This is a genomic window from Amycolatopsis sp. VS8301801F10 (genome assembly GCF_046195355.1).
Lineage (GTDB): Bacteria > Actinomycetota > Actinomycetes > Mycobacteriales > Pseudonocardiaceae > Amycolatopsis.
The window spans coordinates 3,827,458-3,854,084 of sequence record NZ_CP176065.1 but is presented as its reverse complement, the minus strand read 5'-3'; the positions used below and the strand labels follow the sequence as shown (position 1 = coordinate 3,854,084).

At 71.2% G+C, this 26,627-nt stretch carries 25 protein-coding genes and 1 pseudogene; 16 read left to right on the top strand and 10 right to left on the bottom strand.

Features of this window, described 5'->3' with window-relative positions; all coding sequences use genetic code 11:
* Nucleotide 1: 1 nt before the first annotated feature.
* Nucleotides 2-400 carry a RidA family protein gene (locus F9C11_RS18230; RefSeq protein WP_409186069.1) on the bottom strand — a complete coding sequence of 133 codons (399 nt, stop codon included), beginning with the start codon at nt 398-400 and terminating at the stop codon, nt 2-4.
* Between the two features lie 61 nt (nt 401-461).
* Between F9C11_RS18230 and mtnA the strand changes: the two genes are divergently transcribed.
* Complete coding sequence (mtnA, locus tag F9C11_RS18225; RefSeq protein ID WP_409186068.1) at nt 462-1,433, top strand: S-methyl-5-thioribose-1-phosphate isomerase; 972 nt, start codon at nt 462-464, stop codon at nt 1,431-1,433.
* Here the strand turns inward: mtnA and F9C11_RS18220 are convergent.
* Both F9C11_RS18220 and F9C11_RS18215 read right to left on the bottom strand, forming a co-directional pair.
* Nucleotides 1,430-1,645 (bottom strand): ferredoxin, encoded by a 216-nt coding sequence (locus F9C11_RS18220; protein WP_409186067.1) that lies wholly within the window; start codon nt 1,643-1,645, stop codon nt 1,430-1,432. The genes mtnA and F9C11_RS18220 overlap by 4 nt on opposite strands.
* 2 nt (nt 1,646-1,647) lie before the next feature.
* Complete coding sequence (locus F9C11_RS18215; RefSeq protein WP_409186066.1) at nt 1,648-2,838, bottom strand: cytochrome P450; 1,191 nt, start codon at nt 2,836-2,838, stop codon at nt 1,648-1,650.
* A 135-nt stretch (nt 2,839-2,973) separates the two neighbouring features.
* On the opposite strand from F9C11_RS18215, the gene F9C11_RS18210 reads away from it, so the two are divergent.
* On the top strand, nt 2,974-3,726 hold the full coding sequence (locus F9C11_RS18210; RefSeq protein WP_409186065.1) for a maleylpyruvate isomerase family mycothiol-dependent enzyme: 753 nt from the start codon (nt 2,974-2,976) through the stop codon (nt 3,724-3,726).
* On the opposite strand, the gene F9C11_RS18205 is transcribed toward F9C11_RS18210, so the two are convergent.
* Nucleotides 3,723-4,121 (bottom strand): hypothetical protein, encoded by a 399-nt coding sequence (locus tag F9C11_RS18205; RefSeq protein ID WP_409186064.1) that lies wholly within the window; start codon nt 4,119-4,121, stop codon nt 3,723-3,725. The two genes, F9C11_RS18210 and F9C11_RS18205, sit on opposite strands and share 4 nt — an antisense overlap.
* Nucleotides 4,118-4,630: a MarR family winged helix-turn-helix transcriptional regulator gene (locus F9C11_RS18200; protein WP_409186063.1), complete on the bottom strand. Its 513-nt coding sequence runs from the start codon at nt 4,628-4,630 to the stop codon at nt 4,118-4,120. The genes F9C11_RS18205 and F9C11_RS18200 overlap by 4 nt, the downstream gene beginning before the upstream one ends.
* A gap of 44 nt (nt 4,631-4,674) precedes the next feature.
* On the opposite strand from F9C11_RS18200, the gene F9C11_RS18195 reads away from it, so the two are divergent.
* The 5 genes from F9C11_RS18195 to F9C11_RS18175 all read left to right on the top strand — a co-directional run bounded on the left by F9C11_RS18195 (nt 4,675) and on the right by F9C11_RS18175 (nt 10,172).
* The gene (locus F9C11_RS18195) at nt 4,675-6,150 is read left to right on the top strand and encodes an FAD-dependent monooxygenase (RefSeq protein WP_409186062.1); all 1,476 of its coding nucleotides are present in this window, start codon (nt 4,675-4,677) and stop codon (nt 6,148-6,150) included.
* Nucleotides 6,151-7,569, top strand: a complete 1,419-nt coding sequence (locus tag F9C11_RS18190) for an MFS transporter (RefSeq protein ID WP_409186061.1) — start codon at nt 6,151-6,153, stop codon at nt 7,567-7,569. It begins immediately after the preceding gene.
* A 127-nt stretch (nt 7,570-7,696) separates the two neighbouring features.
* Complete coding sequence (locus tag F9C11_RS18185) at nt 7,697-8,905, top strand: cytochrome P450 (RefSeq protein ID WP_409186060.1); 1,209 nt, start codon at nt 7,697-7,699, stop codon at nt 8,903-8,905.
* 70 nt (nt 8,906-8,975) lie between these two features.
* A complete protein-coding gene (locus tag F9C11_RS18180) occupies nt 8,976-9,542 on the top strand; it encodes a TetR family transcriptional regulator (RefSeq protein ID WP_409186059.1) in 567 nt (188 codons plus the stop codon).
* Between the two features lie 375 nt (nt 9,543-9,917).
* Nucleotides 9,918-10,172 carry a hypothetical protein gene (locus F9C11_RS18175; protein WP_409186058.1) on the top strand — a complete coding sequence of 85 codons (255 nt, stop codon included), beginning with the start codon at nt 9,918-9,920 and terminating at the stop codon, nt 10,170-10,172.
* Nucleotides 10,173-10,199: 27 nt separating this feature from the next.
* Here the strand turns inward: F9C11_RS18175 and F9C11_RS18170 are convergent, their stop codons facing one another.
* Nucleotides 10,200-10,826 carry a YigZ family protein gene (locus tag F9C11_RS18170; RefSeq protein WP_409186057.1) on the bottom strand — a complete coding sequence of 209 codons (627 nt, stop codon included), beginning with the start codon at nt 10,824-10,826 and terminating at the stop codon, nt 10,200-10,202.
* A gap of 559 nt (nt 10,827-11,385) precedes the next feature.
* Here F9C11_RS18170 and gltB point away from each other — a divergent pair.
* Nucleotides 11,386-15,918, top strand: a complete 4,533-nt coding sequence (gltB, locus tag F9C11_RS18165; RefSeq protein ID WP_409186056.1) for a glutamate synthase large subunit — start codon at nt 11,386-11,388, stop codon at nt 15,916-15,918.
* The gene (locus tag F9C11_RS18160; protein ID WP_409186055.1) at nt 15,911-17,362 is read left to right on the top strand and encodes a glutamate synthase subunit beta; all 1,452 of its coding nucleotides are present in this window, start codon (nt 15,911-15,913) and stop codon (nt 17,360-17,362) included. Before gltB ends, F9C11_RS18160 begins: the two co-directional genes overlap by 8 nt.
* Before the next feature lie 254 nt (nt 17,363-17,616).
* Here F9C11_RS18160 and F9C11_RS18155 read toward each other — a convergent pair.
* Nucleotides 17,617-17,831 (bottom strand): annotated as a pseudogene (locus F9C11_RS18155) (IS5/IS1182 family transposase); the annotation flags it as partial.
* A gap of 122 nt (nt 17,832-17,953) precedes the next feature.
* On the opposite strand from F9C11_RS18155, the gene F9C11_RS18150 reads away from it, so the two are divergent.
* Both F9C11_RS18150 and F9C11_RS18145 read left to right on the top strand, forming a co-directional pair.
* Nucleotides 17,954-18,121: a hypothetical protein gene (locus F9C11_RS18150; RefSeq protein ID WP_409186054.1), complete on the top strand. Its 168-nt coding sequence runs from the start codon at nt 17,954-17,956 to the stop codon at nt 18,119-18,121.
* Between the two features lie 181 nt (nt 18,122-18,302).
* Nucleotides 18,303-19,541: a hypothetical protein gene (locus F9C11_RS18145; RefSeq protein WP_409186053.1), complete on the top strand. Its 1,239-nt coding sequence runs from the start codon at nt 18,303-18,305 to the stop codon at nt 19,539-19,541.
* Here the strand turns inward: F9C11_RS18145 and F9C11_RS18140 are convergent.
* Nucleotides 19,525-19,989: a phage tail protein gene (locus tag F9C11_RS18140; protein WP_409186052.1), complete on the bottom strand. Its 465-nt coding sequence runs from the start codon at nt 19,987-19,989 to the stop codon at nt 19,525-19,527. The two genes, F9C11_RS18145 and F9C11_RS18140, sit on opposite strands and share 17 nt — an antisense overlap.
* 78 nt (nt 19,990-20,067) lie before the next feature.
* Here F9C11_RS18140 and F9C11_RS18135 point away from each other — a divergent pair, with 78 nt between their 5' ends.
* Genes F9C11_RS18135 through F9C11_RS18125 form a run of 3 tightly spaced genes read left to right on the top strand, consistent with a single transcriptional unit; the run spans nt 20,068 to nt 22,425 of the window.
* Nucleotides 20,068-20,640 (top strand): alpha/beta fold hydrolase, encoded by a 573-nt coding sequence (locus tag F9C11_RS18135; protein WP_409186051.1) that lies wholly within the window; start codon nt 20,068-20,070, stop codon nt 20,638-20,640.
* Nucleotides 20,641-20,695: 55 nt separating this feature from the next.
* On the top strand, nt 20,696-21,790 hold the full coding sequence (locus F9C11_RS18130) for a sensor histidine kinase (RefSeq protein ID WP_409186050.1): 1,095 nt from the start codon (nt 20,696-20,698) through the stop codon (nt 21,788-21,790).
* Nucleotides 21,784-22,425, top strand: a complete 642-nt coding sequence (locus F9C11_RS18125) for a response regulator (RefSeq protein ID WP_409186049.1) — start codon at nt 21,784-21,786, stop codon at nt 22,423-22,425. The genes F9C11_RS18130 and F9C11_RS18125 overlap by 7 nt, the downstream gene beginning before the upstream one ends.
* A 3-nt stretch (nt 22,426-22,428) precedes the next feature.
* Here F9C11_RS18125 and F9C11_RS18120 read toward each other — a convergent pair whose 3' ends face one another.
* Nucleotides 22,429-23,907, bottom strand: coding sequence for a cobyric acid synthase (locus F9C11_RS18120; RefSeq protein WP_409186048.1), 1,479 nt, complete (start codon nt 23,905-23,907; stop codon nt 22,429-22,431).
* Nucleotides 23,904-24,872, bottom strand: a complete 969-nt coding sequence (locus F9C11_RS18115) for a cobalamin biosynthesis protein (protein ID WP_409186047.1) — start codon at nt 24,870-24,872, stop codon at nt 23,904-23,906. Before F9C11_RS18115 ends, F9C11_RS18120 begins: the two co-directional genes overlap by 4 nt.
* 36 nt (nt 24,873-24,908) lie before the next feature.
* Here F9C11_RS18115 and F9C11_RS18110 point away from each other — a divergent pair, with 36 nt between their 5' ends.
* Nucleotides 24,909-25,514, top strand: coding sequence for a bifunctional adenosylcobinamide kinase/adenosylcobinamide-phosphate guanylyltransferase (locus F9C11_RS18110; RefSeq protein WP_409186046.1), 606 nt, complete (start codon nt 24,909-24,911; stop codon nt 25,512-25,514).
* A gap of 10 nt (nt 25,515-25,524) precedes the next feature.
* Nucleotides 25,525-26,538 carry a nicotinate-nucleotide--dimethylbenzimidazole phosphoribosyltransferase gene (gene cobT / locus F9C11_RS18105; protein ID WP_409186045.1) on the top strand — a complete coding sequence of 338 codons (1,014 nt, stop codon included), beginning with the start codon at nt 25,525-25,527 and terminating at the stop codon, nt 26,536-26,538.
* Nucleotides 26,539-26,627 lie beyond the last annotated feature (89 nt).

Genomic DNA, 26,627 nt, shown 5'->3' with positions numbered 1-26,627 from the left:
CTCAGGCGAGCGCGGCGGTCACGTCCAACTCGACGAGCTGGCCCGAAAAGCCCAGGCAGGTCACGCCGACCAGCGTGCTCGCGGTGGTGAAGGCCGCGGCGAGCGAGGAGTTCGTGAACCGCTGCCACACCGCGGAAAGGGTCGGCTGGTCGGAGGTGGCCACGTAGATCACCGTGCGCACGACGTCCTCCGGGGCCGCGCCGGCGTGCGCGAGCGCGGCCTCGGTGTTGGCGACGACCTGGTCCACCTGCGCGAGCACGCCGCCGGGAACGACCTCGCTGCCGGCCGTCAGCGGGCACTGGCCGGCGAGGTGCACGGTGCGGCGCGCGTCGGTGGTGGTCACGTGGTGGTAGCCGGGAGTCGGATGCAGAGCGGGCGGGTTCTGCCGTTCAATGGTCACGAGGCGGATCGTCGCTCACCGGAGCGGCGTTCCGCCACGGGATTTCCGGACGGGAGGGCGTATGCGCAGGACAGTCGACTGGGCCGGCGGGGCGATCGTGATCGTGGACCAGGTCGCGCTTCCGGGCGAGTACCGCACGCTCACGCTGCGCACGGTGACCGAACTGGTCGACGCGATCCAACGGCTCGCCGTCCGCGGCGCGCCGGCGCTGGGCGCGGCAGGCGCGCTCGGGGTCGCGCTGGCGGCCTGCCAGGGCGGGGACGTGCGGGCGGAAGCGGACCGGATCGCGCGCGCCCGGCCGACGGCGGTCAACCTGGCCTGGGGCGTCCAGCGCGCTTTGGCCCGGCTCCCGCACGGAGCCGACGCGGTGCTGGCCGAGGCCAAGGCGATGCTCGACGAGGACGAGCAACGCAACCGCACCGCGTCGGCGCACGCGGCGGAAGTCGTGCTGGACGCGTGCCCGCGCCGGCCGTTGCGGCTGCTCAGCCACTGCAACACCGGGCACTTGGCGACCGTCGCGTGGGGCACCGCGCTCGGCGTCGTCTGGCACCTGCACGCCCGCGGCCTGGTGGAGTCGGTGCTGGTGGACGAGACGCGGCCGTTGCTGCAGGGTTCCCGGCTCACCGCTTGGGAGCTCGAGCAAGCCGGGGTGCCCTACCGCGTGCAACCGGACGGCGCGGCGGCCGCGGCGATGGCGCGCGGACTGGTGGACTGCGTGCTGGTCGGCGCGGACCGGATCGCGGCGAACGGCGATGTCGCCAACAAGATCGGGACCTACGGGCTGGCGATTTCCGCCGCGCACCACGGAGTGCCGTTCGTGGTGGTCGCGCCGACGTCCACTGTGGACAAATCCGTCGCCACCGGCGCGGACATCGCCATCGAGGAACGCGCCGGTGCCGAGTTGACGGAGTTCGGCGGAGCCCAGATCGCGCCGAAGGGAGCAGCGGTCTTCAACCCGGCTTTCGACGTCACGCCGCACGCGCTGATCACCGCGGTGGTCACCGAGGACGGCGTCTTCGGCCGAGCAGTCTAGGGCCGCGGGCCGACGACCTCGGCTCCGTCTCGCACGGTGATCGCCATCGCCGGGCACGAATCCGCCGCGTCCAGCACCGTTTCGTCCGGCTCGACCGTCTCCGTGACCGCCCGCGCGGTGGCCCCGTCCAGCTTGAACGTCTCCGGCAGCAGCGCCGCGCACATCCCGCTGCCCAGGCACGTCCCCTCGTCGACCTCGACCTTCCAGGCCATCGTCACCACCCCACCGGCATCGACCGCGGTCCGCGGACCAGCATCTGCGTCTTCCACTCGATGTCCCCGGCCAGCCGCAGCCCCGGCAACTCGCGCGTCAACGCCCGCAACGCCTCCTGCAGCTCCAGCCGCGCGAGCGGAGCGCCCAGGCAGTGGTGCACGCCGTGCCCGAACCCGAGGTGGTGATTGTCGCCGCGGTCCAGCACGAGCTGGTCCGCCGTACCGAACTGCAGCCGGTCCCGGTTGGCCGCGCCGATCGCCACCAGCACCGGTTCCCCTTGGCGCACCAGGACATCGCCGACCTGGACGTCCTCCTTCGCATAACGCGCGAACCCGGCCCCCGCGCCCAGCGGCACGAACCGAAGCAGTTCCTCCACCGCGGTCGGGATCAGCGACGGATCCGCGCACAGCCGTTCCCAATGCTCGTGCTGATCCAGCAACGCGTAGACGAAATTGGGAATCTGGCTGGCGGTAGTTTCGTGGCCAGCCACCAAAATCCCGACGCACAGATCGACCAGCTCCTCCTCGGTGAGCCGATCCCGGACGTCGCGCGCCTCGATCAGCGCGGTCATCAAATCGTCCTGCGGCTGCGCGCGATGCTCGGCGATCAACCCAGCCATGTACGCCCGCAGCTCCTCGCGGCTGCGCTCCAGCTCCTCCGGCGTGAGCCGCGTGGTCGACAACGCCGCGTCGCTCCACTCGCGGAACTGCGGCCGGTCGCCCACCGGCACCCCGAGCAGCTCGCAGATCACCGCCACTGGGATCGGCAGCGCGTACAGATCGACCAGGTCAGCCGGTTGCCCGTGTTCGCGCATCTGGTCGATCAGCTCGGCAGCCAGCCGCGCGACCCGCGGGCGCAGTTCCTCGACCCGGCGCGCGGTGAACGCCTTCGCGACGAGCGTGCGCAGCCGGGTGTGGTCGGGCGGGTCCATCGAGAGGATGCCGCCCGGACGCCGGTACTCCGACATCCGCGGTTCGTCGCTTTCCTGCGCCAGCGCGCGGGAAAACCGCAGATCCCCGAGCACGAGCCGGGCGTCGGCGTAGCGGGTGGCGAGCCAGGCGGCCTCGCCGTGCGGCATCTGGACGCGGATCATCCCGGCGTTCTCGCGAGCGGCGGCGTAGGCCTCGTTGAGCGCGAGGCCCGCCTCCTCGTTGAACGGGTAGGCGAGCGGTGCGGTGTGCGTGGTGGTCATGCCAACGACTCCCCGGATCCCTTTGTAAGCAGGTGCTTACATGCTTACTCCGGAGACTGGCCGTTCGTCAATCCGCCAGGAGCTTCCGCCATTTCCCGGCGACCGAAAGCACCCGGGGCCGATAGCGTGGACCGCATGCTGGACTACGGCCTGGATTTGTCCGGAATAGCCCGCGAAGTCGCCTTGCCGGACCTGCTCGCGGAGGGCGACGACCTCGACGCGGTGGTGTCCGCGGAATCCGATTGGTCGAGACCGACCCCGGCCGAGGGGTGGACGATCGGCCACCAGATCGCGCATCTGGCGGCAACCGACGCGAACGTCGTCCTCGCCGTCCGCGCGCCGGAGAAGTTCGCCGCCGCGCTGGAGGAAGACGCCGACGCGGTCGCGGCCGAGGGAGCCGCCCGCCCGCGTGCGGAGTTGCTGGCCGACTGGCGCGCCGGACGTGCCGAAGCGGCGGCGGTGCTCGGCGAAATCCCGTTGGACCAGGCGTTCCCGTGGTATGGCTCGCAGTCCTCGGCGACGCTCGCGGTGGCGCTTCGGCTGATGGAAACGTGGGCGCACGGCCAAGACATCTTCGACACCGTGGGCGTCGAGCACCGTCCGACGGACCGGCTCAAGCACATCGCCGCACTGGGCGTGGCCGCACGCGGGCTTTCGTTCTACGCCGCCCAGCTGCCGCTGCCGACCGAACCGATCCGGGTCGAACTGACCGGTCCCGACGGTGCGGTCTGGGGGTGGGGCCCGGACGACGCGGCGCAGCGAATCCGGGGCAGCGCCAGGGATTTCTGCCTCCGCATCACGCAGCGCCGCACCTTGGACGAAACCGGCCTGGCCGCGATCGGCGACGACGCGAAAACCTGGTTGCAGAACGCCCGGATCTTCCTCTAACGCCGCCGAGGCCGCAGCAACGCCACCCCCACCGACAACGCACCCGTCGACGCCACATGAATCGCCAGCGCCTTCCGGTTCGGCGCCCACACCCCCGTCGCCGGACCGCCGGACCACATCGCCGCCACGAAACCCCCTGCGGCGCAAGCCATTGCCCGCCACAACGCCGGCGAACGGTCCCGGCCCGCCGCCAACCCGGTGCCCACGGCGCCGAATGCGCCCGCGGTGATCAGGGCCTCGCGCGCCATGTGGTACTGCACGTGACCTTCGCCGTGCCGGACCTCGGGGGCGCGGTAGCTCGGATCGGTGATGTGCGTGACCGTCTGCCACACCGACGGCGCGGCGGCGGCCAGGCCCGCGACGACGGCCGCCGCGCCGAGGGTTTCCCGTTTCATTGCCCGTCCTTTCCCTTGAGGTGGCGCGAGACCCGGCGCAGCGCGTCGTTCACCACGTCGATGGTTTCCGGGTCGAGCGCCTTCGCGAGTTCGCGTTCGATCTCCGTTTTGATTTCGAACGACGCGAGCGCCTGCCGTTTGCCCTCCTCGGTGAGGGTCACCAGCACCGAACGCCGGTCGCCCGGGTCCTTGTCGCGGCGGACCCAGCCGCGCGCCTCCAGCCGGGTGATCCGGTGCGTGACCGAACCCGACGTCAGCTCGACCGCGGCCATCACCTGGCCGGGCGTCAGCCGGTGCCCGGGCGCGCGCTTGAGCGCGGCGAGCATTTCCAGTTCCCACAGCTCGATGCCGTGCGCGGACAACTCGCGGCGCATGGCCAGTTCCAGCTGGTGCGCGACCCGCCGCAGCCGGTAGGACAGCGACTTCGCGCCCAGCGCGCTCTCGTCGCCGCCCCCGCGCCGGACGGCGTCCACCAGGTCGTCGACCGCGTCCCGGGGCGGAGTGGTCACCGGCACAGCCCTTTCTCTCGACATCAAGACAGTGAGAGAATACCTTGACGTCAAGACAGTTCGCCAGCCGAACAGCGCAGCTAGGGGGAAACATGGACATCGAGGTCGCAGTGATCGGAGCCGGGCCGGTGGGCATGGCCGCGGCCGCGTTCCTGCACCAGGCCGGCGTCGCGGTCCGGGTCTTCGAAGCGAATCCGGACCGCGCGGGGCAATCGAGGGCGACGACGATCCACCCGCGCACCCTCGAGCTTTTCGACTCGATCCCGGACGAGCAGGGCTCGCTGGCCGCGCGCCTGGTCGCCGCCGGGAACCCGGTGCCCGCCGCGCATTTCGCGGCTCTGCCCAACCGGTTGGACTACCGCGGGCTCGACACCTCGTTCCCGTTCGTGCTTTTGCTGCCGCAGCCGGAAACCGAACGGCTGCTGGCCGAGCATCTCGCCGAGCGGGGCGTCGCGATCGAGCCCGGGTGGAAACTCGCCGACCTGACGCAGGACGGGCAAGGCGTCACCATCGTCTCGGACACCGGCGACACCCGCCGGGCCGGTTACGTGATCGGCGCGGACGGCGCGCACAGCGCGACCCGGCACGCGCTCGGCCTCGCCTTCCCCGGAAATCCCGCGTCCACCATGGGATTCCTCGCCGACGTCCGGCTGGAACGCCCTCCGGCGCAGCCGCACAACTGGGATTACGAACGCGGTTCGTACAGCGCGCTTCCGCTGCCCGGCGGCATTTACCGCGTCTTCGGCCACGAACCCGGCGACACCGGCCTCACCCCGGAAGAAGCCGCCCGCCGCCAGGCGCACGCCCCGGACGAAGCCGAGCTGCGCGCGAGGCTCACGCGGCTCGCCGGCGACGATCTCGGCATCACCGAGGTGATCTGGTCCTCGCGGACCGGCGACACCACGCGGCACGTTGAGCAGTACCGCGCCGGCCGGGTGTTCCTCGCCGGCGACGCCGCGCACGTCCATCTCCCGGCGGGCGGACAAGGGCTCAACGTCGGCGTGCAGGACGCGGCGAACCTCGCGTGGAAGCTCGCCGCGGAAGTGCGGGGCCGCGCGCCGCGGCGGATCATCGACGGCCCGCAGTCCTACGACGCCGAACGCCGCCCCATCGCGGTCCGGCTCGCGGCGAACACCCTCGCCCAGGCCGCGCTCATGGTGACCTTCACCCCGGGCGGAAAAGCGTTGCGGGACTTGATGTCCGACCTCATCGGCCGGGGCGGCGACACGGCGGACGAACTGCGCGGCTGGCTGTCCGGTTTGGACGTTTCCTACGCCGAGGACGGCGGTCTCGTGGGCCGTCGCGTGCCCAACCTCCCGCTCGCCGACGGCCGCACCCTCCATCGTGCGCTGCGGCAAGACCGGTTCACTCTCGTCACCTTCGGCACCGCCACTGTTCCGGGCCAAGAGAACGTCGTGCGCTCGACCCGAGACTGGCACGGCTTGGCCGCCGTCCGCGTCCGCCCAGACGGTTACGCCGACGAAGTGTGGACCGCGGGCGAGGAAGTCCAGGCGAGCTGAATGGGAGCCGACACCGCGCGCGGCCGTTTCGGGATTCTCGCGATCCTTTGCTCCAGCATCCTCGTCGTCGCGATGGACGTCGCCATCGTCAACGTCGCGCTCCCGGTCATCCGCACCGACCTCGACGCGTCGATCAACGGTCTGCAATGGACAGTCGACTCCTACCCGCTCGTGCTCGCCTGCTTCCTGATGCTCGCCGGGGCCACCGGGGACCGCTTGGGGCGCAAGCGGACCTTCCTGGCCGGGTTGGTCCTTTTCGGACTCGGCTCGCTGCTGTGCGGTCTCGCCCCGTCGATCGGCTGGCTGGTCGCCGCGCGGATCGTGCAGGCGCTCGGCGGCGCGATGCTGAACCCGGTGGCGATGTCGATCATCACGAACGTCTTCGCCGACCCGGGCGAGCGCGCGCGGGCGATCGGCGGGTGGGGCTCGATCGTCGGGATTTCGCTGGGCGCCGGCCCGGTGCTGGGCGGCGTGCTCGCCGAAAGCATCGGCTGGCGGGCGATTTTCTGGGTCAACGTCCCGGTGGTCGTCGCGGCGCTCGCCTTGACCGCGCGCTACGTGCCGGAATCGCGGGCGCCGCACCCGCGCCGGCCGGATCCAGCCGGACAGGCACTGGTCGTGGTGCTGCTCGGTTCGGTGGTGACCGCGGCGATCGAAGGCCAGCGACTCGGCTGGGGCTCGCCGGTGATCGTCAGCCTCGCGGGGCTCGGGGCCGTCGCGCTGCTCGCGCTGATCCGCTGGGAACTCCGCCGCCGGGAACCGCTGGTCGAACTGCGTTTCTTCCGCAGCATGCCGTTCTCCTCGGCCACGATCAGCGCGGTGTGCGGACTCGCCGCGTTCGGCACGTTCCTGTTCCTGACGCCGCTGTACCTGCAGGAGGTGCGCGGGCTGTCGGCACTGCAATCCGGCCTGATGCTGCTGCCGACCGCGGCAGCCGTGACCCTCGCCGCGCCGCTGGCTGGCCGCCTCGTCGCCACTCGCGGCGCGCGGATTCCACTGCTGGCCGCTGGGATCTCAATGACCGCAGTTGCCATCTTGCTGACCACCGCGTCGGCGACCACGCCGCTGTGGCTGCTCGCGACCGCGTACGGCGGGTTCGGGCTGGGCTTCGGCCTGCTGAACCCGCCGATCACCAACGCCGCGGTCAGCGGCATGCCCCGGTCCCAGGCCGGAGTCGCCGCCGCGGCCGCGTCCACGTCGCGGCAGGTCGGACAGACCCTCGGCGTCGCCGTCGCGGGCACGATTCTCGCCGCGGCAGCCACTCCGCTCACCGGCTACGCCACCGCCTGGTGGACCGTTGCCGGAGGCACCATGGTGATCATCGCGCTCGCCGTCCTCGCCACTACCGGCTGGGCCCGGGCGGGAGCAGAACGGGTCGCCCGCCGATTCGCCGACCAGCCGAGCACCGAACCGGCCTAACCACAGCGAGGCGGATCGGGCAAAGCTGTGGCCCTTCCGTCGCCTATCGCGGTCGATCGCCCCGCGGCCGGGCGGGCGGCTCCAGAGTGGAAGATGCCCGCACCGTCGGAGGAAAGGCGCCATCCGCATGCCCGTCCCGTCCGAGAACCCGGCCCTCCCGACCACCCGTCCCGCCGGCTGCCCGTTCGATCCGCCCGCCGAGTACGCCTCGTTGCGGGAGACCGCGCCGGTGTCGCGGGTCCGCTGCCCGGCCGGGTTCGACACCTGGCTGGTCACCCGCTACGACGACGTCCGCGCCGTGCTCGCCGACCCGGCGCTCAGCTCGCGCGGAGCGTCGTCGGTGCACGTCAAGGCCGATCTGGACCCCTACGGCGAGGTCGACCCGGGTTCGATCATCCAGCTCGACGGCGCGGAGCATGCCCGGCTGCGCAAGATGGTCGTCGCCGAGTTCACCGTCCGGCGGGTGGAGCGGCTGCGCGACTACGTCCGCGAGCAGGTCGAGAAGCACCTCGACGCCATGCTCGCCCAACCCGGCCGCGCCGACCTGGTCCAGGACTTCGCGCTCCCGATCCCCTCGCTGGCGATCTGCGAACTGCTGGGCGTCCCGTACGCCGACCGCGAGCTGTTCCAGCGCCAGAGCAGCGTCCTGGTCAGCACCGACCAGGACGAGGACACCACGGACCGGGCCTACCACGAACTCACCGGTTACCTGGGCACACTGTTCGCCGACAAGCAACAGGACCCGCAGGACGACCTGTTCAGCAAGCTCATCGTCCGGGCCGAGGCCTCCGGGAGAGCGCTCGACCTGGAAGAGCTGATCATGCTCGGCCTCAGCCTGCTGGTAGCCGGGCACGAAACCACCGCCAACATGATCGCGCTCAGCACGCTCCTGCTGCTGGAACACCCGGAGCAGCGCGCGCAAGCCCTCGCCGACCCGCCGCGCGCGGTCGAGGAACTGCTGCGGTATCTGTCGGTCGTGCAGTTCGGCGTGCTGCGCTACGCCACCGAAGAGGTGAAGATCGGCGGCCAGACGATCGCCCCGGGCGACTGGCTGATCGCCGCGCTGAACTCGGCCAACCGCGACGAGGACCGCTATCCGCACGCCGACCGGCTGGACTTCGCCCGCGAATCGCCGCGCACGCACGTCGCCTTCGGGTTCGGCGCGCACCAGTGCGTCGGCCAGCAGCTCGCGCGGGTCGAAATGCAGGAAGCGCTGACCGGGTTGTTCCGCCGCGTGCCGGACCTGCGGCTGGCGGTGCCGAAGGAAGCTTTGTCCTTCAAGCACAACACGCTCGTCTACGGCCCCGAGGAGCTGCCGGTCGCCTGGTCCGCGTAGTTCGCCCGGCCGGTCCGCGGCCGGTCGGGTTAACCTCGTCGCGCACACCAGCGCACCGCAGGGGGAACCGATGGACGCGGACCAGCCTTCGCGCAAACGCGACGCGACGGCGACCAAGGCCGCGCTGCTGGACGCCGCGGCCGAGCTGTTCGCCGACCGCGGCTTCGACCGCACCACGGTGCGCGACATCGCGAACCGCGCGGGCGTCAACCAGGCGCTGCTGTTCCGGTACTTCGGCAGCAAGGACGCGTTGTTCGAGCACGTGATGGCGCGCGGCGGCCTGACCCAGGTCGAGACGACCCCGCCCGAGCGGCTGTTCTCCGCGGCGCTGCGGAGCCTCCTCGAAGGCGACGATTCGGCGTCCCGCTCGATCGAGACCTACCTGCGGTCCTCCGGCACCGATCGCGCCGACGAGGCCCTGCGCGCACAGCTCGACGCCGAATACACCCGCGCGCTGTCCGGGCTCACCGACCAGCCGGACGCCGAACTGCGCGCCGACCTCGCGATGGCCTGGCTGCTCGGCATCGGCCTGGTCCGCTCCGTCACCCGCAAGGAACCGCTCGCCACCGCGCCCGCCGACGAGATCGAGCGGCTCATCGGCCCGGCCGTGCGCACGCTGCTGGAACGCAGCAAGTAATTCGCTGCGTCCGCGCGGGTGCCGGCACCGCACAGTCCGGCCCCAGGCGTCGTGCCCGACGGCTGGCCGGAACTGTCCACAGCGGACACCTCGCGCTGGCCCCGAAACTCGGCGAGGCGCTGTCCACTTTGCACTCCGCGCGCGACCCGGCTGCCGACTTCGTGCACGGGGTCGGCCTGTTCGTCTCCCAGCGCCGAAGGAACCTACTTTCGTATCCCTGGGCCGACGCATGGCGGCGCGGATGAGGGGTACCCCCGGACTACCCCGCGACATGCCCCCGTAAAAAGGAGTGAAATACGCGACAACCCGGCGATCGCGACGGACACTGGAACCGTTCCCGGGGTACCCAGGGGCCGGGACAGAAGGAGGACCGCCGTGACTGCCGAGTTGAACTATCGGGAGCGGGCAACCCTGCGTGCCGTGGCCGAGGGGCACGCGGAGATCAGCTGCAGCTGTGAACCGGACTTGTTCGTCGACGGGCTGAGCTGCTGCGACCAGGGGACCGTGCGCGACCTCGTGCGCAAGGGGCTGATCGAGCCCGCCGAGGACGGAGCGTGCGGCGAGCGGGTGCCGGCGGTGCTCACCGAGGCCGGAGTGCGCGCACTGGACGGAAAGCCCGTCGCGGCTTGACCTTCCGGGGCCGAGCCGGGCGCGCGGCTACCCGCGCACCCACTCCTCCCCCAGTTCGGTCGCGACCGCCTCGCCCCCGGTGAGGTCGGCCAGCCAGCTGCTGAATCGGTCTTCCTCTCCGGGCGAGAGTCCGACCTCGAAGTGCGCCGCGGCCTCAAAGCGCGTCTCGTGCAGCACGTACGGCGAGGCGCGGAGGTCGTTCTCGAAGCGGCCCGCGCGGGCGTAGTCCATGGTTACGTCGAACAGCCGCAACCGCCGGTACTCCACCAGGCCTACCGCGTCGAGCGCTTCCGACACCGCTTGCCCGTACGCCCGGATCAACCCGCCCGCGCCCAGCAGCACCCCGCCGAAATGCCGCGACACCACCGCGACCGTGTCCGTGACTTCGCGGCGGCGCAAGACCTCCAGCATCGGCACCCCGGCCGTCCCGGCGGGCTCGCCGTCGTCGCTCGACCGCTGGGTGCGGCCGTCCGGGCCGAGGACGAACGCGTGACAGTGGTGCCGCGCCGCGGGTTCCGCGCGCCGGCGGGCCGCGATGAGCTCCCGCGCGGCCGCTTCGCCGTCGACCGGCGCGAGCGCGCACCGGAATCGTGAACGCCGTATTTCAATCTCGTGCAGCCCGGCCTCTGCCACGGACAGATAACGATCAGTCATCGGCGCTCCCCCTCACGACCCCCAGTCAACCAGTCTCCAGCGCGGGGTTGACACCGGGAGGGCAGGTAGGTTTGCGCAGGTCAGCGCCCTCGCTGACCGCGTGGCGGGAGAGACGGCCCGGCATATGGGAGTACCCCGGAGGCCGTCAACGTATGCGTGGTCTTTCCCACGAGAGCGCGATGACGTATGTCGATCACAGCGAATTCACACTATCGTCATAAGACCCGGCGAACCCGGGAGTCACCACCACGCGCCCGGCCGGCCCCCACCACACAGGCTGACCGACCCCGGCGCGTGCGCCTGTACAGCGACGTGCAGAACATTTCCGCCGCCCATCGCCGTGCGGTGACAAACCATCCGGCACCCGGCCCGGTCGTCGACCGGCCGCGGTCAGCCACGCATCGCGACGCAGTGCCGCGCCTCGCGACAGCGGAGGCACCGGATGGTTTCCCTTCTCGACTGACCATCGCGGTTTCGGACCACTTCGTTAACCGGTTCAGTGCTGAACCCCCCTTCGGAGTGAAAGAAACCGCGCCAACGCCTTGGGAGGCGGCCAGCCGTGACCCACCGTTCGAGCACCCCGGCCACAGAAGGCCTCTACGACCCCGCTTACGAGCACGATGCCTGCGGGGTGGCGTTCGTCGCGGACCTGACCGGTCGCCGAGACCATCAGATCGTGGCGAAAGCCCTTGTCGCGCTGAAGAACCTGGAACATCGCGGGGCACGCGGGGCGGAACCGGACACCGGGGACGGCGCGGGCCTGCTGATCCAGGTGCCGGACGCGTTCTACCGCGAGGTCGCCGGGTTCGAACTGCCCCCGGAGGGCAGCTACGCCGTCGGCACCGCGTTCCTGCCGAAGGACGAAAAGCGCCGCGGCCGCGCCATGACCACCATCGAGCGGATCGCCGCCGAGGAGGACATGCGCGTGGTGGGCTGGCGCGAGCTGCCGGTCGACACCGCGCACTGCGGTCCGACCGCGGCGCAGACCATGCCGCACTTCACCCAGCTGTTCCTGGCCGGGCGCAAGAACAATCTCGACGGTCTCGCGCTCGAACGCGCCGCCTTCTGCGTGCGCAAGCGCGTCGAACACGAACTGGTCGAGGACGACGTGTACTTCCCGTCGCTCTCCTCGCGCACCATCGTCTACAAGGGAATGCTGACCGAGCCGCAGGTCGAGAAGTTCTTCCTCGACCTCGCCGACGAGCGCGTGACGAGCGCCATCGGCCTGGTGCACTCCCGCTTCTCCACCAACACTTTCCCGTCGTGGCCGCTCGCGCACCCGTACCGCTACGTGGCGCACAACGGCGAGATCAACACGCTCAAGGGCAACCGCAACTGGATGGACGCCCGCGAGGCGCTGCTGGAAACCGACCTGATCCCGGGCGACCTCAAGCGGATCTACCCGGTCATCACGCGCGGCGCGAGCGACTCGGCGTCGTTCGACGAGGTGCTGGAGCTGCTCCACCTCGGCGGCCGGTCGCTGCCGCACGCGGTGCTGATGATGATCCCGGAGGCGTGGGAGAACCATCAGGAAATGGACCCCGCGCGCCGCGCGTTCTACGAATTCCACTCCACGCTGATGGAGCCGTGGGACGGCCCGGCGCTGGTGGCGTTCACCGACGGCGCGCAGATCGGCGCGGTGCTCGACCGCAACGGCCTGCGCCCGGGCCGCTACTGGGTCACCGACGACGGGCTCGTGGTGCTCGCCAGCGAGGTCGGCGTGCTGGAGCTGGACCAGTCCAAGATCGTCCGCAAGGGACGGCTGGAGCCGGGCCGGATGTTCCTCGTGGACACCGTCGCCGGCCGGATCGTCGAGGACGAGGAGATCAAGGGCCAGCTCGCGTCCGAGCACCCGTACGACGAATGGGTCGACGCCGGGCTGCTCCGCCTGGAGGACCTGCCCGAGCGCGACCGCGAGGTCCCGCTGCACGCCGCGCTCGTGCGCAGGCAGCAGGCGTTCGGCTACACCGAGGAAGAGCTGGAGACCATCCTCGAGCCGATGGCCCGCACCGGCGCGGAGCCGATCGGGTCGATGGGCAACGATTCGCCGATCGCGTCCCTATCGTCTGGTTCGCGGCCGTTGTTCGACTACTTCATCCAGCTGTTCGCCCAGGTCACCAACCCGCCGCTGGACGCGATCCGCGAGGAGCTGGTGACCGCGCTCGGCACGCAGATCGGCGCGGAGCCGAACCTGCTGACCGCGGACGCGTCGTCCTGCCGCCGGATCGTGCTGCCGTTCCCGGTGCTGGACAACGACCAGCTCGCGAAACTGGTGCACGTCAACGACGACGGCGACCTGCCGGAGTTCCAGGCGGTCACCGTGATGGGCCGGTACAAGGTCAACGGCGGCGGCGACGCGCTGGTGCAGCGGCTCGACGAGATCCGCGCCGAGGTGTCCGAGGCGATCGAGGACGGCGCGCGGCTGATCGTGCTGTCCGACCGCGGGGTCGACGCCGACCACGCGCCGATCCCGTCGCTGCTGCTCACCGGCGCGGTGCACCACCACCTGGTGCGGGAGAAGACGCGCACGCAGGTCGGCCTCATCGTCGAGGCCGGCGACGCGCGCGAGGTGCACCACATCGCGCTGCTGATCGGCTACGGCGTGGCCGCGGTGAACCCGTACCTGGCGATGGCGACGGTCGAGGAGATGGCGCACCGGGGCCTCATCCCGGGCGTGACTCCCAAGCAGGCCACCGCGAACCTGATCAAGGCGCTCGGCAAGGGCGTCCGCAAGACCATGTCCAAGATGGGCGTGTCCACTGTGGCCTCCTACACCGGCGCGCAGATCTTCGAGGCGGTCGGCCTTGGCGCCGAGGTGATCGACACCTGTTTCACCGGAACCACTTCTCGCCTCGGCGGCGTCGGCTTCGACACGCTCGCCGAGGAGGTCGCGCAGCGGCACGTGCGGGCCTTCCCGGTCGACGGCGTCCGGGCGAGCCACCGCGAGCTGGAGACCGGCGCGGACTACCAGTGGCGGCGCGAAGGCGAGCCGCACCTGTTCAACCCGCAGACGGTGTTCAAGCTGCAGCACTCCACGCGCACCGGAAAGTACGAGATCTTCAAGGAGTACACGAAGGCGGTCAACGACCAGGCCGAGAAGCTGCTGACGCTGCGCGGGCTGTTCGACTTCAAGTACGGCGAGCGCCCGCCGGTGCCGATCGAGGAGGTCGAGCCGGTTTCGGAGATCGTGAAGCGGTTCGCCACCGGGGCCATCTCGTACGGCTCGATCTCGATGGAAATGCACCAGACGCTGGCGATCGCGATGAACCGCCTCGGCGGCAAGTCGAACACCGGCGAGGGCGGCGAGGACCCGGAGCGGCTGTACGACCCGGAGCGCCGCAGCGCGGTCAAGCAGGTCGCCAGCGGCCGGTTCGGCGTCACCAGCGAATACCTGGTGAACTCCGACGACATCCAGATCAAGATGGCGCAGGGCGCGAAGCCCGGCGAGGGCGGGCAGCTGCCCGGCGGCAAGGTGTACCCGTGGATCGCGAAGACGCGGCACTCCACGCCGGGCGTCGGGCTGATCTCCCCGCCGCCGCACCACGACATCTACTCCATCGAGGACCTGGCGCAGCTGATCCACGACCTCAAGAACGCCAACCCGGACGCGCGCATCCACGTGAAGCTCGTGTCCGAGGTGGGCGTCGGCACGGTCGCCGCGGGCGTGTCCAAGGCGCACGCGGACGTCGTGCTCATTTCCGGCCACGACGGCGGCACCGGAGCCTCGCCGCTGTCCTCGATCAAGCACGCGGGCGGACCGTGGGAGCTGGGCCTGGCCGAAACGCAGCAGACGCTGCTGGCCAACCGGCTGCGCGACCGGATCGTGGTGCAGACCGACGGCCAGCTCAAGACCGGCCGCGACGTGATGATCGCGATGCTGCTCGGCGCCGAGGAGTTCGGGTTCGCGACCGCGCCGCTGGTGGTGTCCGGCTGCATCATGATGCGCGTGTGCCACCTCGACACCTGTCCGGTCGGCGTCGCGACGCAGAACCCGAAGCTGCGCGCGAAGTTCAGCGGCAAGGCGGACTACGTGGTGAACTTCTTCGAGTTCATCGCCCAGGAGGTCCGGGAGTACCTGGCGGAGCTGGGTTTCCGGTCCGTCGAGGAGGCCGTCGGCCACGCCGAGCTGCTCGACAAGCGCAAGGCGGTGGACCACTGGAAGGCCGCCGGGCTCGACCTGTCGCCGATCTTCCACGTGCCCGAGCTGCCGCCGCGCGCGTCGCGGCACCAGACCGTCCAGCAGGACCACGGGCTGGACAAGGCGCTCGACAACACGCTGATCCAGCTCGCCGAGGGCGCGCTGGCCGCCGGCGACAAGGTGCGGCTGGAACTGCCGGTGCGCAACGTGAACCGCACCGTCGGCACCATGCTCGGCTCGGAGCTGACGAAGAAGTGGGGCGGCGAAGGGCTTCCCGACGACACCATCGACGTCACCTTCACCGGCACCGCGGGCCAGTCGTTCGGCGCGTTCGTGCCGAAGGGCATCACGCTGCGGCTCTACGGCGACGGCAACGACTACGTCGGCAAGGGCCTGTCCGGCGGGCGGATCATCGTGCGGCCGCCGAAGGAATCGCCGATCGTCGCCGAGGACCACATCATCGCGGGCAACGTGATCGCGTACGGGGCCACGAGCGGCGAGATCTTCATCCGCGGCCAGGTGGGCGAGCGGTTCTGCGTGCGCAACTCGGGCGCGCTGGCGGTCGTCGAGGGCGTGGGCGACCACGGCGGCGAGTACATGACCGGCGGCCGGATGGTCGTGCTGGGCCGGATCGGCCGCAACTTCGCGGCCGGCATGTCCGGCGGGGTGGCGTACGTGCTGGACCTGCCCGCGCACCGGGTCAACCCGGAGATGGTCGACATCGACCCGCTCGACACCGCGGACGTGGACTTCCTCCGCGAAACCATCGAAAAGCACTACAACGAAACGGAATCCGCCGTCGCGCGGGCCTTGCTGGCGGACTGGGACAGTGCGGTCGACCGGTTCGGCAAGGTCATGCCGAAGGACTACAAGCGCGTGCTCGCCGCTCAGGTGGCGGCCGAACGCGACGGCCGGGACGTGAACGAGGCGATCATGGAGGCCGCACATGGCTGACCCCAAGGGCTTTCTGACCACCACGCGCGAGGAACCGAAGCGGCGTCCGGTGGACCTGCGGCTGATGGACTGGCGAGAGGTCTACGAGGACTTCGCGACGACCAAGCTGGAGAAGCAGGCCGGGCGGTGCATGGACTGCGGCATCCCGTTCTGTCACCAGGGCTGTCCGCTCGGGAACCTGATCCCGGAGTGGAACACGCTGGTGTGGCGGGAGGACTGGCAGCTGGCCGCGGAACGGCTGCACGCCACGAACAACTTCCCGGAGTTCACCGGCACGCTGTGCCCGGCGCCGTGCGAAACCGCGTGCGTGCTCGGCATCAACGACGACCCGGTGTCGATCAAGCGGGTCGAGATCTCGATCATCGACCGCGCCTTCGAGGAGGGCTGGGTCACGCCGCAGGTCCCGGTCGCGAAGACAGGCAAGAAGGTCGCGGTCGTCGGGTCCGGCCCGTCCGGGCTGGCCGCGGCGCAGCAGCTGACCCGCGCGGGCCACACCGTCGTGGTCTACGAGCGGGCGGACAAGATCGGCGGCCTGCTGCGGTACGGCATCCCCGAGTTCAAGATGGAGAAATTCCGCCTCGACCGCCGCCTCGACCAGATGCGGGCCGAGGGCACGGAATTCCGGACGTCGGTGAACGTCGGCGTGGACGTCACCGTCGAGGAGCTCAAGAGCAACCACGACGCGGTGGTGCTCGCGGGCGGCGCGACGGCGTGGCGCGACCTGCCGATCGAGGGCCGTTCGGCCGAGGGCATCTACCAGGCGATGGAGTTCCTGCCGCCGGCCAACCGGGTCGCTTCCGGCGAGCTCGAGGAGTCGCCGTACTCGGCCAAGGGCCTCGACGTCGTGGTCATCGGCGGCGGCGACACCGGCGCGGACTGCGTCGGCACGTCGCACCGCCAGGGCGCGAAGTCGGTGACCCAGCTGGAGATCATGCCGAAGCCGCCGGAGTCGCGGTCGGAGGCGCATCCGTGGCCGATGTACCCGATGATCTACCGGGTCACTTCCGCGCACGAGGAGGGCGGCGAGCGGCTGTACTCGGTCAACACCCAGGAGTTCCTGGCCGACGAGAACGGCCGGGTGCGTGCGCTGAAACTGGTGGAGGTGCGCAACGAGGACGGCAAGTTCGTCCCCGTCGAGGGCACCGAAACCGAGCTGCCCGCACAGCTGGTGCTGCTGGCGATGGGCTTCCTCGGCCCGCAGCGCGAGGGCCTGCTGACCGACCTCGGCGTGGAACTGGACCAGCGCGGCAACGTCGTGCGGGACAAAAACTTCCGGACCACTGTGGACAATGTGTTCGTGGCGGGCGACATGGGCCGCGGCCAGTCGCTGATCGTGTGGGCGATCGCGGAAGGCCGCTCGTGCGCGGCAGGCGTGGACGCCTTCCTGACCGGCCGGAACGTGCTCCCGGCCCCGATCGCGCCGACGGACCGGCCGATCTCCTGAAGACTCGGAGCGGGCGCGTCAACGCCGCCGCGCCTGCTCCGTTCGGTTTCGGGGTTAACGCGTCACTGCCGCCGCGCTAGCCCCGGCTGTCGGGCGGGTGCGACAACGGGGTCGCACCCGTCCTTTTTAGTGAAGGTTCGTGAGGGGAACCCTCAGCGGGTGTTGCGGAACCTGGGTGGTTAGTCGTTGCTGTCTTCCGCTAGGCGGCGGGCTGCTTCGGTTTCGATGGGGCAACCGGATCATCCGCGAACTGCGATCATGGCTTCGGCGTGAGCGGTTTTCGTTCGCAGTCGCGGATCAAGCGTCTCCCGCCTCGTCAGCCAGCCGAAGGTTCGTTCCACCGGCGGGGCAGCACCTGGAACCCTGTCACATCCGCGTTCCTGGACACCGCCACGATCTCGATGTTCTCCTCCTCGCGGGCCTAGCCCACGAGCGTGGCGTCTTTCGAGTTGACGTAGCCGCCGTCGAGTGCGCAGGTCCGGCCGGACCACCGCTGGCATGAGGCGGAGTCGATTCCGCTGGCCGAACTCGCGACCGAGCCGTTGCTGGTGATGAACCGCAGCAACGCCGCGCCGCGGCGAGGTCTGCCTGGTGACCGACCTGGTCCGGTTCGGCCTGCGCGCCATCCCGATCGAAACCCCCGACGGACGGCTGACCGTGCCGCTGTACGCGGGCTGGCGGCGGGACCACTACGCCCGGCCGTCGATTCTGGCGTTGATCGAGGGATTGCGGGAGTTTCGCGGCGCGTTGGCCGAATGAGGGGTACTCAGGGAGAAGTTTTCGTTGCGGCGCAACGGGTTTACCCGGATATGCGCTGCCGGTGCGACAACGCAGGCATCACTGATGCTTTACCGCCAGATCGTCGCGCAGCCACCGGCCCGATCCCGATCCGGCAAACCCGGTGCCCCGGTGCCCCGATCCGTGCTAAAACAGTGCGGCGATGGGAAAACTGACCCGCCGGGCCCGGGCCACGGCCGACTATCTCTTCTTCGTCGGTGCCGGGGAATGGCCGGTCGCCGTGTCCGCGCTCGGGGTGGTGCTCGGCGCCGTCACGATCCTGCCGAGCGCGTTCGGCGTCGTCGTGTCGATCGTCGCGCTCCTGCTGGGCCTGGTCACCCTCGGGCGAGACATCCGGTTACTGAGGAAACGCTGGTCCGGTTACGAATTCACCGCGATCGCCGCGCCGTTCCCGATTGCCGAGACTCCCCCGCCGCACGCCTATCCCGACGCGCAGTACCTGGCGATTCCCGCTCGCGGCACGGCATTGGTCAGCGACGCCATCGACGCGACGCTCGCCGAAACCACCTTCAGCATCACCGTCGCCGAGGATCCCTACCGGCTGCCCGCGAAGCTCAAGGCCACCGCGCCGCACGTGCTGCCGTTGCGGGCTCGCGGGAGGTTGCTGTTCAACGGGCCGATCGTCGGCATGCGCGGCGAACCGCTCCCCGCCGCCGGAGCCCGCCCGGCGCCGATCGTGTTCCATCGCGCCCGGTTCTTCGACGCGGTCTGCAGCAACGAACTCGCGTCGTTGCGCATCACGAACGCCTCCGACGGCCGGGAGTACGACCTGCGCCGCGAGGAGCTGACCGACTCGTCCGGAGCGCTGCGCACCCTCGCCGCGAGCACGCTCGCCGATCTCGTCGGCGTGTCCACGATCGCGTTCACCTCGGACGGGCTGCTCGTCGTCGTCCGCCAGTCGGCCCGGAACTCGGCCAGCGGCCTGCTGCTCGCCCCGTCCGGAAGCGGCAGCCTGGAACCCCGGGATCTCCTTACGCCGCAAGGCGGAACCCGCCGGAACCTGCACACCGCGGTGTGCGCCGGAATGGAACGGGAACTGTGCGAGGAGGCAGCCGTCCGGCCCGGCGAGATCGCCGAGACGCGGTTGACCGGCTTCGCGCGCTGGCTCGAACGCGGCGCGAAACCGGAGTTCTTCGGCATCACGCGGCTGTCCGTCGACAGCACTGAACTCACCAGCCGCCGGGCGAAGGGCGCGGAACGGCTCTACAGCGCCGGAGTCACCGTCCTGGAACTCGATCTGGCCGCGCTAGGCCGAGAACTGGCCGACGGAGTGCCGCTGATCGAAGCGAACGCATTGCCGCCCCGGCTGCGCGACGACAGTTCCCTCCCGCTGCTGCTGTGCTTGCGCGCCGCCGCGCTGCGGGTCAGTACTCGTTCTTGATCACGAAGTAGGACCCGCGGATCGTCCCGGCGAGCTTCGACTTTTGGCGGGCGAACTTGAACTTGTCGGCCAGTTCCTCGGGGACGTCCATCCCGTCGGAGAGCTTGAACCCGACGGCCCGCTTGCCGCCGTCCTCGAGGGTGTACATGACGTTGACCGACAGCCCGCTCTCGTAGAAAACGTAAGCCATCCGGATGCCGTCGACCTCGAATTCGGTCGCCTCCAGCGGCCGCGAGGAAATGACGAGATCGCGTTCTTCCCGGAGGATCCGGTGCACCCAGTCGACGACCTCCGGGACCTCGGCCGCGGGTTCGACGGTGAAGACGTGGTCGTACTTGTTCTTGAAGTAGCGCGCCTCGTTCGCCCGGAGCCCGGCGAGCGCGTCCGCGACCGGAGAAGACTCCAGGCCGACGGTCGACACGGTGGTGAAATCGACGGCGTAGGACATAGTCGGCGCTCCTGGGCTGGGCTTTCGCAACGTCCGGCAGAATACCCCGGGCAGGTCCTACGGCAACTGGAGCGCGTTATGCCGAGCACGCTTCTCCTGGTCCACGGCGGACTGGGGGACGACATGGACGCCGACCGGTTCTGGACGCGCCCGGGCGTCACCGGCGGTCTCCGCCGGGACGGCCGCACCGTGCTGGTCCCCGACCGTCTCCGCCGGGCGCCGGACTGGCCCGCCGAAGCCGCGCATCTCGCCGCTTTCCTGCCCGAGCGGCCGGTCGTGGTCGTCGCCGGTTCCAACGGGTGCTCCGCGGCCGTCCGGCTCGCGCTGGACTTCCCGCGGCGGGTCGACCGGCTTCTGCTGGCTTGGCCCGCCACCGCCGGCGCCGGGGTGGCCGGGGTCCCGCGCGCACTGCTTCAGGGCGAGACCCTGCGCGGCGTCGCCGACGCCGAACTGGCCGCGCTCGCCGTGACGGTCGGCGTGCTCCCGTCCGTCCCGGACAATCCGGTCCACCAGCGCCGCACCGTCGACGCCCTGCTGCGGCTCGTGCCCGGCAGCACCGAACTCCCCGGGTGCCCGGAGCCGCCCCAGCCCGGGTTCGAGTCCCATGTGGACGATCTGCTCGCGTCGATCGCCGGGTTCGCCGACCGCTGATTTTCCCTCCCGGACGCCCATCGGGGGAATTTCGGGCAGGGCTTACGGTGGCCGGGTGCGCAACCACCTGATCGACCTGGCCGCCGCACTCGCCGTGCTCGGCCTGACGCTGGCCGGCGAGCCGCCGGACGCGGGCCGCGCGTGGTTCTGGCCGATCGCGGTCGCGGTGATGGTGCTGGCGGTGCTGCTGCGCCGCCGGTTCCCGTTGTCCGCGATGCTGGTCTCGGTCGGCGTCGCGCTGGTCACGCCGCCGCTGTGGGGCACCTCGGTCACCCTCTACACGGTCGCTTCGCTGCGCGGGCTCCGCTGGCCGACCGCGGTCGCCGTGCTGGCGGAAACCGGGCTGGTGGTGTCGTTCATCCGGCCGTCGAGCCCACCGGACTGGAAGACGTTCGGGCTCGCCCTCGTGCTCGAGGTCGTGGTCCCGGTGCTGGCCGGGCTGTGGATGCACCAGCGCGCGGACTTGCTCGCGGCCCTGCGCGACCGTGCTGAGCAGGCCGAACGCGAACGCGACCTGCTCGGCGAGCGAGCCGTGGCGGCCGAGCGGCGGCGGATCGCGCGCGAGATGCACGACGTCGTCGCGCACCGCGTCAGCATCGTCGCGCTGCAGGCGGGCGCGCTTTCCGTGCGGGCCAAGGACGACGAGACCGCGCGGCTCGCCGAGGTGATCCGCGAATCGAGTTCCGCCGCGCTCAACGAATTGCGCGACATCCTGCGGGTGCTCCGCGACGACGGCCCGGACCCCGGCTCGCTGCCGGACCCGACGCTCGGCGGCGTCCGCCGGCTCGCCGACGACCTCGCCGCCGCCGGCGCGCAGGTGCGAGCCAGCCTGCCGGACCCGATGCCGGACGTGCCCGACCCGGTCGGGCGCGCGGCGTACCGGATCGTGCAGGAGGCCCTCACCAACGCCGCGAAACACGCGCCGGGAACGCCCATCGACGTCCGACTGTCCACTTCGGACAACGAGCTCGTCGTCGAAGTGGCCAACCCGCTCGCCGGTTCGGCCGGGCTCCCCGGCGCGGGCTACGGGGTGCTCGGCATGCGCGAACGGGCCACGCTGACCGGCGGAACCCTCAGCGCCGGTCCGGACGGCGCGGGCAGCTACCGGGTGCGGGCCGCCTTCCCCCTGCGAACGGAGGAACCATGCTGAAAATCCTGCTCCTCGACGACGAAGTGCTGGTGCGCAGCGGCATCCGGATGATCCTGGAGTCCGATCCGGGAATCGAGGTGGTCGCGGAGGCCGGGGACGGTCGCGGAGTCCTCGCGCTCGTCCGCGAGCACCGGCCCGACCTCGTGCTCACCGACGTGCAGATGCCCGAGGTCGACGGCCTCGAGGTGACCCGGCTGGTGACCGCCGAACCGGACCCGCCCGCGGTGGTCGTGCTGACGACGTTCGACCTGGACGAGTACGTGCACGAAGCGCTTCGCCACGGTGCCACGGGTTTCCTGCTGAAGGACACGCCGCCGCGCGAGCTGGTCAAGGCGATGCACGTGGTGGGCCGCGGCGAGGCGATGCTGTCGCCGTCGATCACGCGGCGGCTGCTGGCGCATTTCGCCACCGCCGCCACCCCGACGCCCGCCCGCGCCCGGCTCGAACCGCTGACGCCGCGCGAACGCGAGGTCGCGGTGGCCGTCGGACAGGGGTCGAGCAACGCCGAGATCGCCCGCGAACTCGGGCTCAGCGAGGCGACCGTGAAGGTCCACTTGGGACGGATCATGGCCAAGACCGAAGCAGCGAACCGGACCCAGGTCGCGATCCTGGTGCACGACGCCGGGCTCGCCTGAACCTCAGGGCGCCCCCGGCGGAACAACCGGCAACCCGCCCGGCGCTCCCGCCTCCGCCAGCGCCACCAGCATCCCGGTGTCCACTTCGGACTGGATCGCGTCGGCCAGCCGGTCCAGCATGTCCTCGCGCAATTCCGCGAAGCCCGGCGCACCCTCGGCCGCCCGCCATTCGACCCCGGCCTGCGCCGCCGCTTCGGCGAGCCACGCACGGCGGAACCCGTCGTTCTCCAGCGCGCCGTGCCAGGTCGTGCCCCAGACCGAACCGACGCGGTAACCGTCCAAAAACGACTCCGCGTCCGCCGGGGCGGCGCTGCCGTGGTGGATTTCGTACGCCTCCACCCGATGCCCCCGCCATTCGCCGACCGGACGGCCCAGCACCTTCTCCTTGGAGAACGTCACGCGGGTCGGCAAGAGCCCCAAGCCCTCGACGAACCCGGCGCCGGATTCGACCTCGTCCTCAATGGACTCCGCGAGCATCTGGTACCCGCCGCAGATCCCCAGCACCGGACGCCCCGCGGCGGCCCGTGCGGTCACCGCGTCCGCCAACCCCCTGGCACGCAACCACTTCAGATCGTCCACAGTGGCCCGAGAACCCGGCAGCACGACGAGGTCCGCCGCCGCGACGGCATCCGGATCGGCGGTCAGGCTCACCGTCACGCCAGGCTCCGCCGCGAGCGCGTCCACGTCGGTAGCGTTGGAGGCGCGCGGGAACCGGACGACCGCGACCCGCAACCCGCGTTGGGCGGCTTCGTGCCGCCAGCCGGCCGCGGCGAGGGCGTCTTCGGAGTCGATCCACACGCGGTCCAGCCACGGCAGCACGCCGAGCACCGGCCGCCCGGTGACCTTCTCCAGGCTGTTCAGCCCCGGCCGCAGCAACCCGACGTCACCGCGGAATTTGTTCACCAGCCACCCCGCGACCAGCGCCTGGTCCTCGGCCGACAGCAGCGCGAGCGTGCCGAACATCGCCGCCAGCACGCCGCCGCGGTCGATGTCGCCGACGACCAGCACCGGCAGCGAAAACCGCCGGGCCAGGCCCATGTTCACGTAGTCGCCGGAACGCAGGTTGATCTCCGCCGGGCTGCCCGCGCCCTCGCAGACGACGAGGTCGAACCGTTGCCGCAACTCGGCAAACGCGCCGAAAGCGATCTCGGCGAGCCCGGCCCGGCCGGTGGCGTACTCCCCGGCTTCGAGCGTGCCGTACGGCTTGCCGAGCGCGATCACGTGACTGCGCCGGTCGCTGCCCGGCTTGAGCAGCACGGGATTCATCGCCGCTTCCGGTTCGACCCGCGCGGCCCGCGCCTGCAGCCACTGCGCGCGACCGATCTCGGCGCCGTCCGCGCAGACCATGGAGTTGTTCGACATGTTCTGCGCCTTGAACGGGGCGACCCGCACTCCGCGCCGCGCGAACCACCGGCAGATTCCTGCGGTGACCAGGCTTTTCCCCGCGTCCGACGTGGTTCCGGCGATCAACAGCCCGCTCATCGCGCCACCGTAGCCCTTCCCGCGACCGCTCCGGCCGCCGCGATCCCTGCCGCGACCGCCAACGCCGCCGCCCCGACCAGCCGCGACAACCGCACCGCCCGGCGCAGATCGCTCGCCCGCGGCGGCCGTCCGTCGCCCAGCGTGCTCCGGCGCTCGACCTCGCCGTGATAGGTATTCGTGCCGCCGAGCCGAATGTCCAGTGCCCCGGCGAACGCGGCCTCGACCTGGCCTGCGTTCGGACTCGGGTGCGCGCTGCCGTCGCGTCGCCAAGCCCGCCAAGCCGACCGCGCGTGCCCGCCGGCGAGCGGTGCGGTCACCGCGGTCAGCACCGCGCCGATCCGGGCGGGCACCAGATTGGCCCAGTCGTCGGTGCGTGCGGCGAACCAGCCGAAGTTGCGGTGCCGCAGCGAGCGGTAGCCGACCATCGCGTCGAGCGTGTTCACCGCGCGGTACCCGAGCAGCCCCGGCACGCCCGCGACCGCGCCCCACAGCAGCGGTGCGACGACGGCGTCGGAGGTGTTCTCCGCGATCGATTCGGTGGCCGCGCGGGTCAGCTCGACCGCGTCGAGACCGGTCGCGTCGCGCGCGCAGAGGTGGCTGAGCCGCTGCCGGGCGGCGGGCAATTCACCCGATTCGAGCAATCGCGCCATTTCGCGCCCCTCCGCAGCGAGCCCGCGGCCGCCGAGGACGGCCCACGTCGCCGTCGCGATCAGGACAAATCGGGCGACCGGCCGGTTCCTGGCCGCCTTCTCCGCGAGGATCCCGAGCCCGGCGGCAGACCCCGCGCAGACCGCCGCGTAGGCCGCCCCGCGCGGCTTGGAATCGGCCCACCACCAGCGTTCCAGCTGGCCAGCGGCGGTGCCGAAGACCGCGACCGGATGTCCCCGGCGAGGGTCGCCGAACCACGCGTCGGCGGCGTATCCGGCGATCAGCCCGGCCGCGGCGGCGGATTGTCGGAGTGGCACGTGGCGAACCGTAGCGCGCGGGAGAGAATGCCGGGTATGACCAAGCTGACGCACCGGCTCGCCGGGTCTCTCGAAACCCTGGCGCAGGCCCTCCGCCGGTACGGACGCGACGACGGCAAGGTGCTCGTTCTCGGCGGGGTTCGCTCGGGCAAGTCGAGGCACGCGGAGCGGCTCGTCGCGCACCACCCCCACCTCGTCTACGTCGCTCCCGGGCTGCCCCCGTCGGCGGAAGACCCGGAATGGGCCGCCCGCGTCGAGGCGCACCGGGCCCGCCGCCCGCGGCACTGGACGACGGTCGAGACCACCGACCTGGCGACCGTGCTGCGCAACGCGACGAGCCCGCTCCTGATCGACTGTCTCGGCACCTGGCTGTCGCGGGTGCTCGACGAGGTCGGCGCGTGGTCGGGCAGAACGGGCTGGGAGCGCAGGCTGGACGACCGGCTCGAGGATTTCCTCGCCGCGTGGAGCGAGGCCCGGGTGCCGATCGTCGCGGTCAGCAACGAGGTCGGCAGCGGTGTGGTGCCCGCAACGGTGTCCGGGCGGCTGTTCCGTGATGTGCTGGGCGCACTCAACAACCGGGTGTCCGCCGACAGCGACCGGGTGTCGCTCATCGTCGCCGGGCGGGCGCTCGACCTTCCGTGAGGAGCCAGCCGTGCCGAGTTTCGCCATCCCCGCCCCGGACGCCGCCGCCCGCGCCGCCGCCTTGGCGCGCCTGGACGGCCTGGTCAAACCGGTCGGCTCGCTCGGAAGGCTGGAGGAACTGGCGGCCTGGCTGAGCGCGGCGCACGGGACGGTCCCGCCGCGCCCGCTGGACGACGTCCGCGTGGTCGTCTTCGCCGGCGACCACGGGGTGTCGGCGCAGTCGGCCTACCCGCGCGAAGTCACGGCGGCGATGGTGCGCGTGTTCCTGGCCGGACGCAGCGGGGTGACGGTGCTGGCCGCGCAAGTCGGGGCTTCGGTGCGAGTAGCCGACATCGCGGTGGATTGGGACGCCGCGGACGTTCCCGCGGAAGTCACCGCCCACAAAATCCGCCGCGGCTCGGGCGCGATCGATGTCGAGGACGCTTTGGCCCCCGGCGAAGCACGCGCGGCTTTCGAGGCGGGCCGCGCCATCGCCGCTTCGGAGTCCACTGCGGACGTTCTCATCCCCGGCGACATGGGCATCGGCAACACGACCGTGTGCGCCGCAGTGGTGGCTTCGACCCTGGGCCTTCCCGCGGCCGAGGTCGTGGGCACCGGAACCGGGGTGTCCGGAGAGGCACTGGAACGCAAGACGGCCGTCGTCGCCGCTGCCCTGGCGCGCCGCCCCGTGGCCGACCCCTTCGACCGCCTGACGGCCCTGGGCAGCGCCTGCCTCGCCGCGACGGCCGGTTTTCTGGTGGAAGCGGCCTCCCGGGGAATCCCGGTGCTGCTGGACGGAATCTTCTCCGCGACGGCGGCGTTGGCGGCCCGGGACATCGCACCCGGGGCGGAGCAGTGGTGGCTGGCCGGGCACCGTTCGACGGAGCCGGCGCAAGCGTTTGCTTTGAAGGCGCTGGGGTTGACGCCGATCCTGGACCTGGGCTTGCGACTGGGCGAGGGCAGCGGAGCGGTGCAGGCGGTGCCGACCCTGCGGGCGGCGCGCGCGGTGATCGCGGAGATGGGCCTGCTGGCGGACCTCGGGTGATGCGACTTCGTGGAGGGTGGGCTGTGCCGTGGGGTCGGTCCCGACGGTTGGCTGCGGTTCGTTCCGGGGCGCGGCCGGTGGGGCGGCTC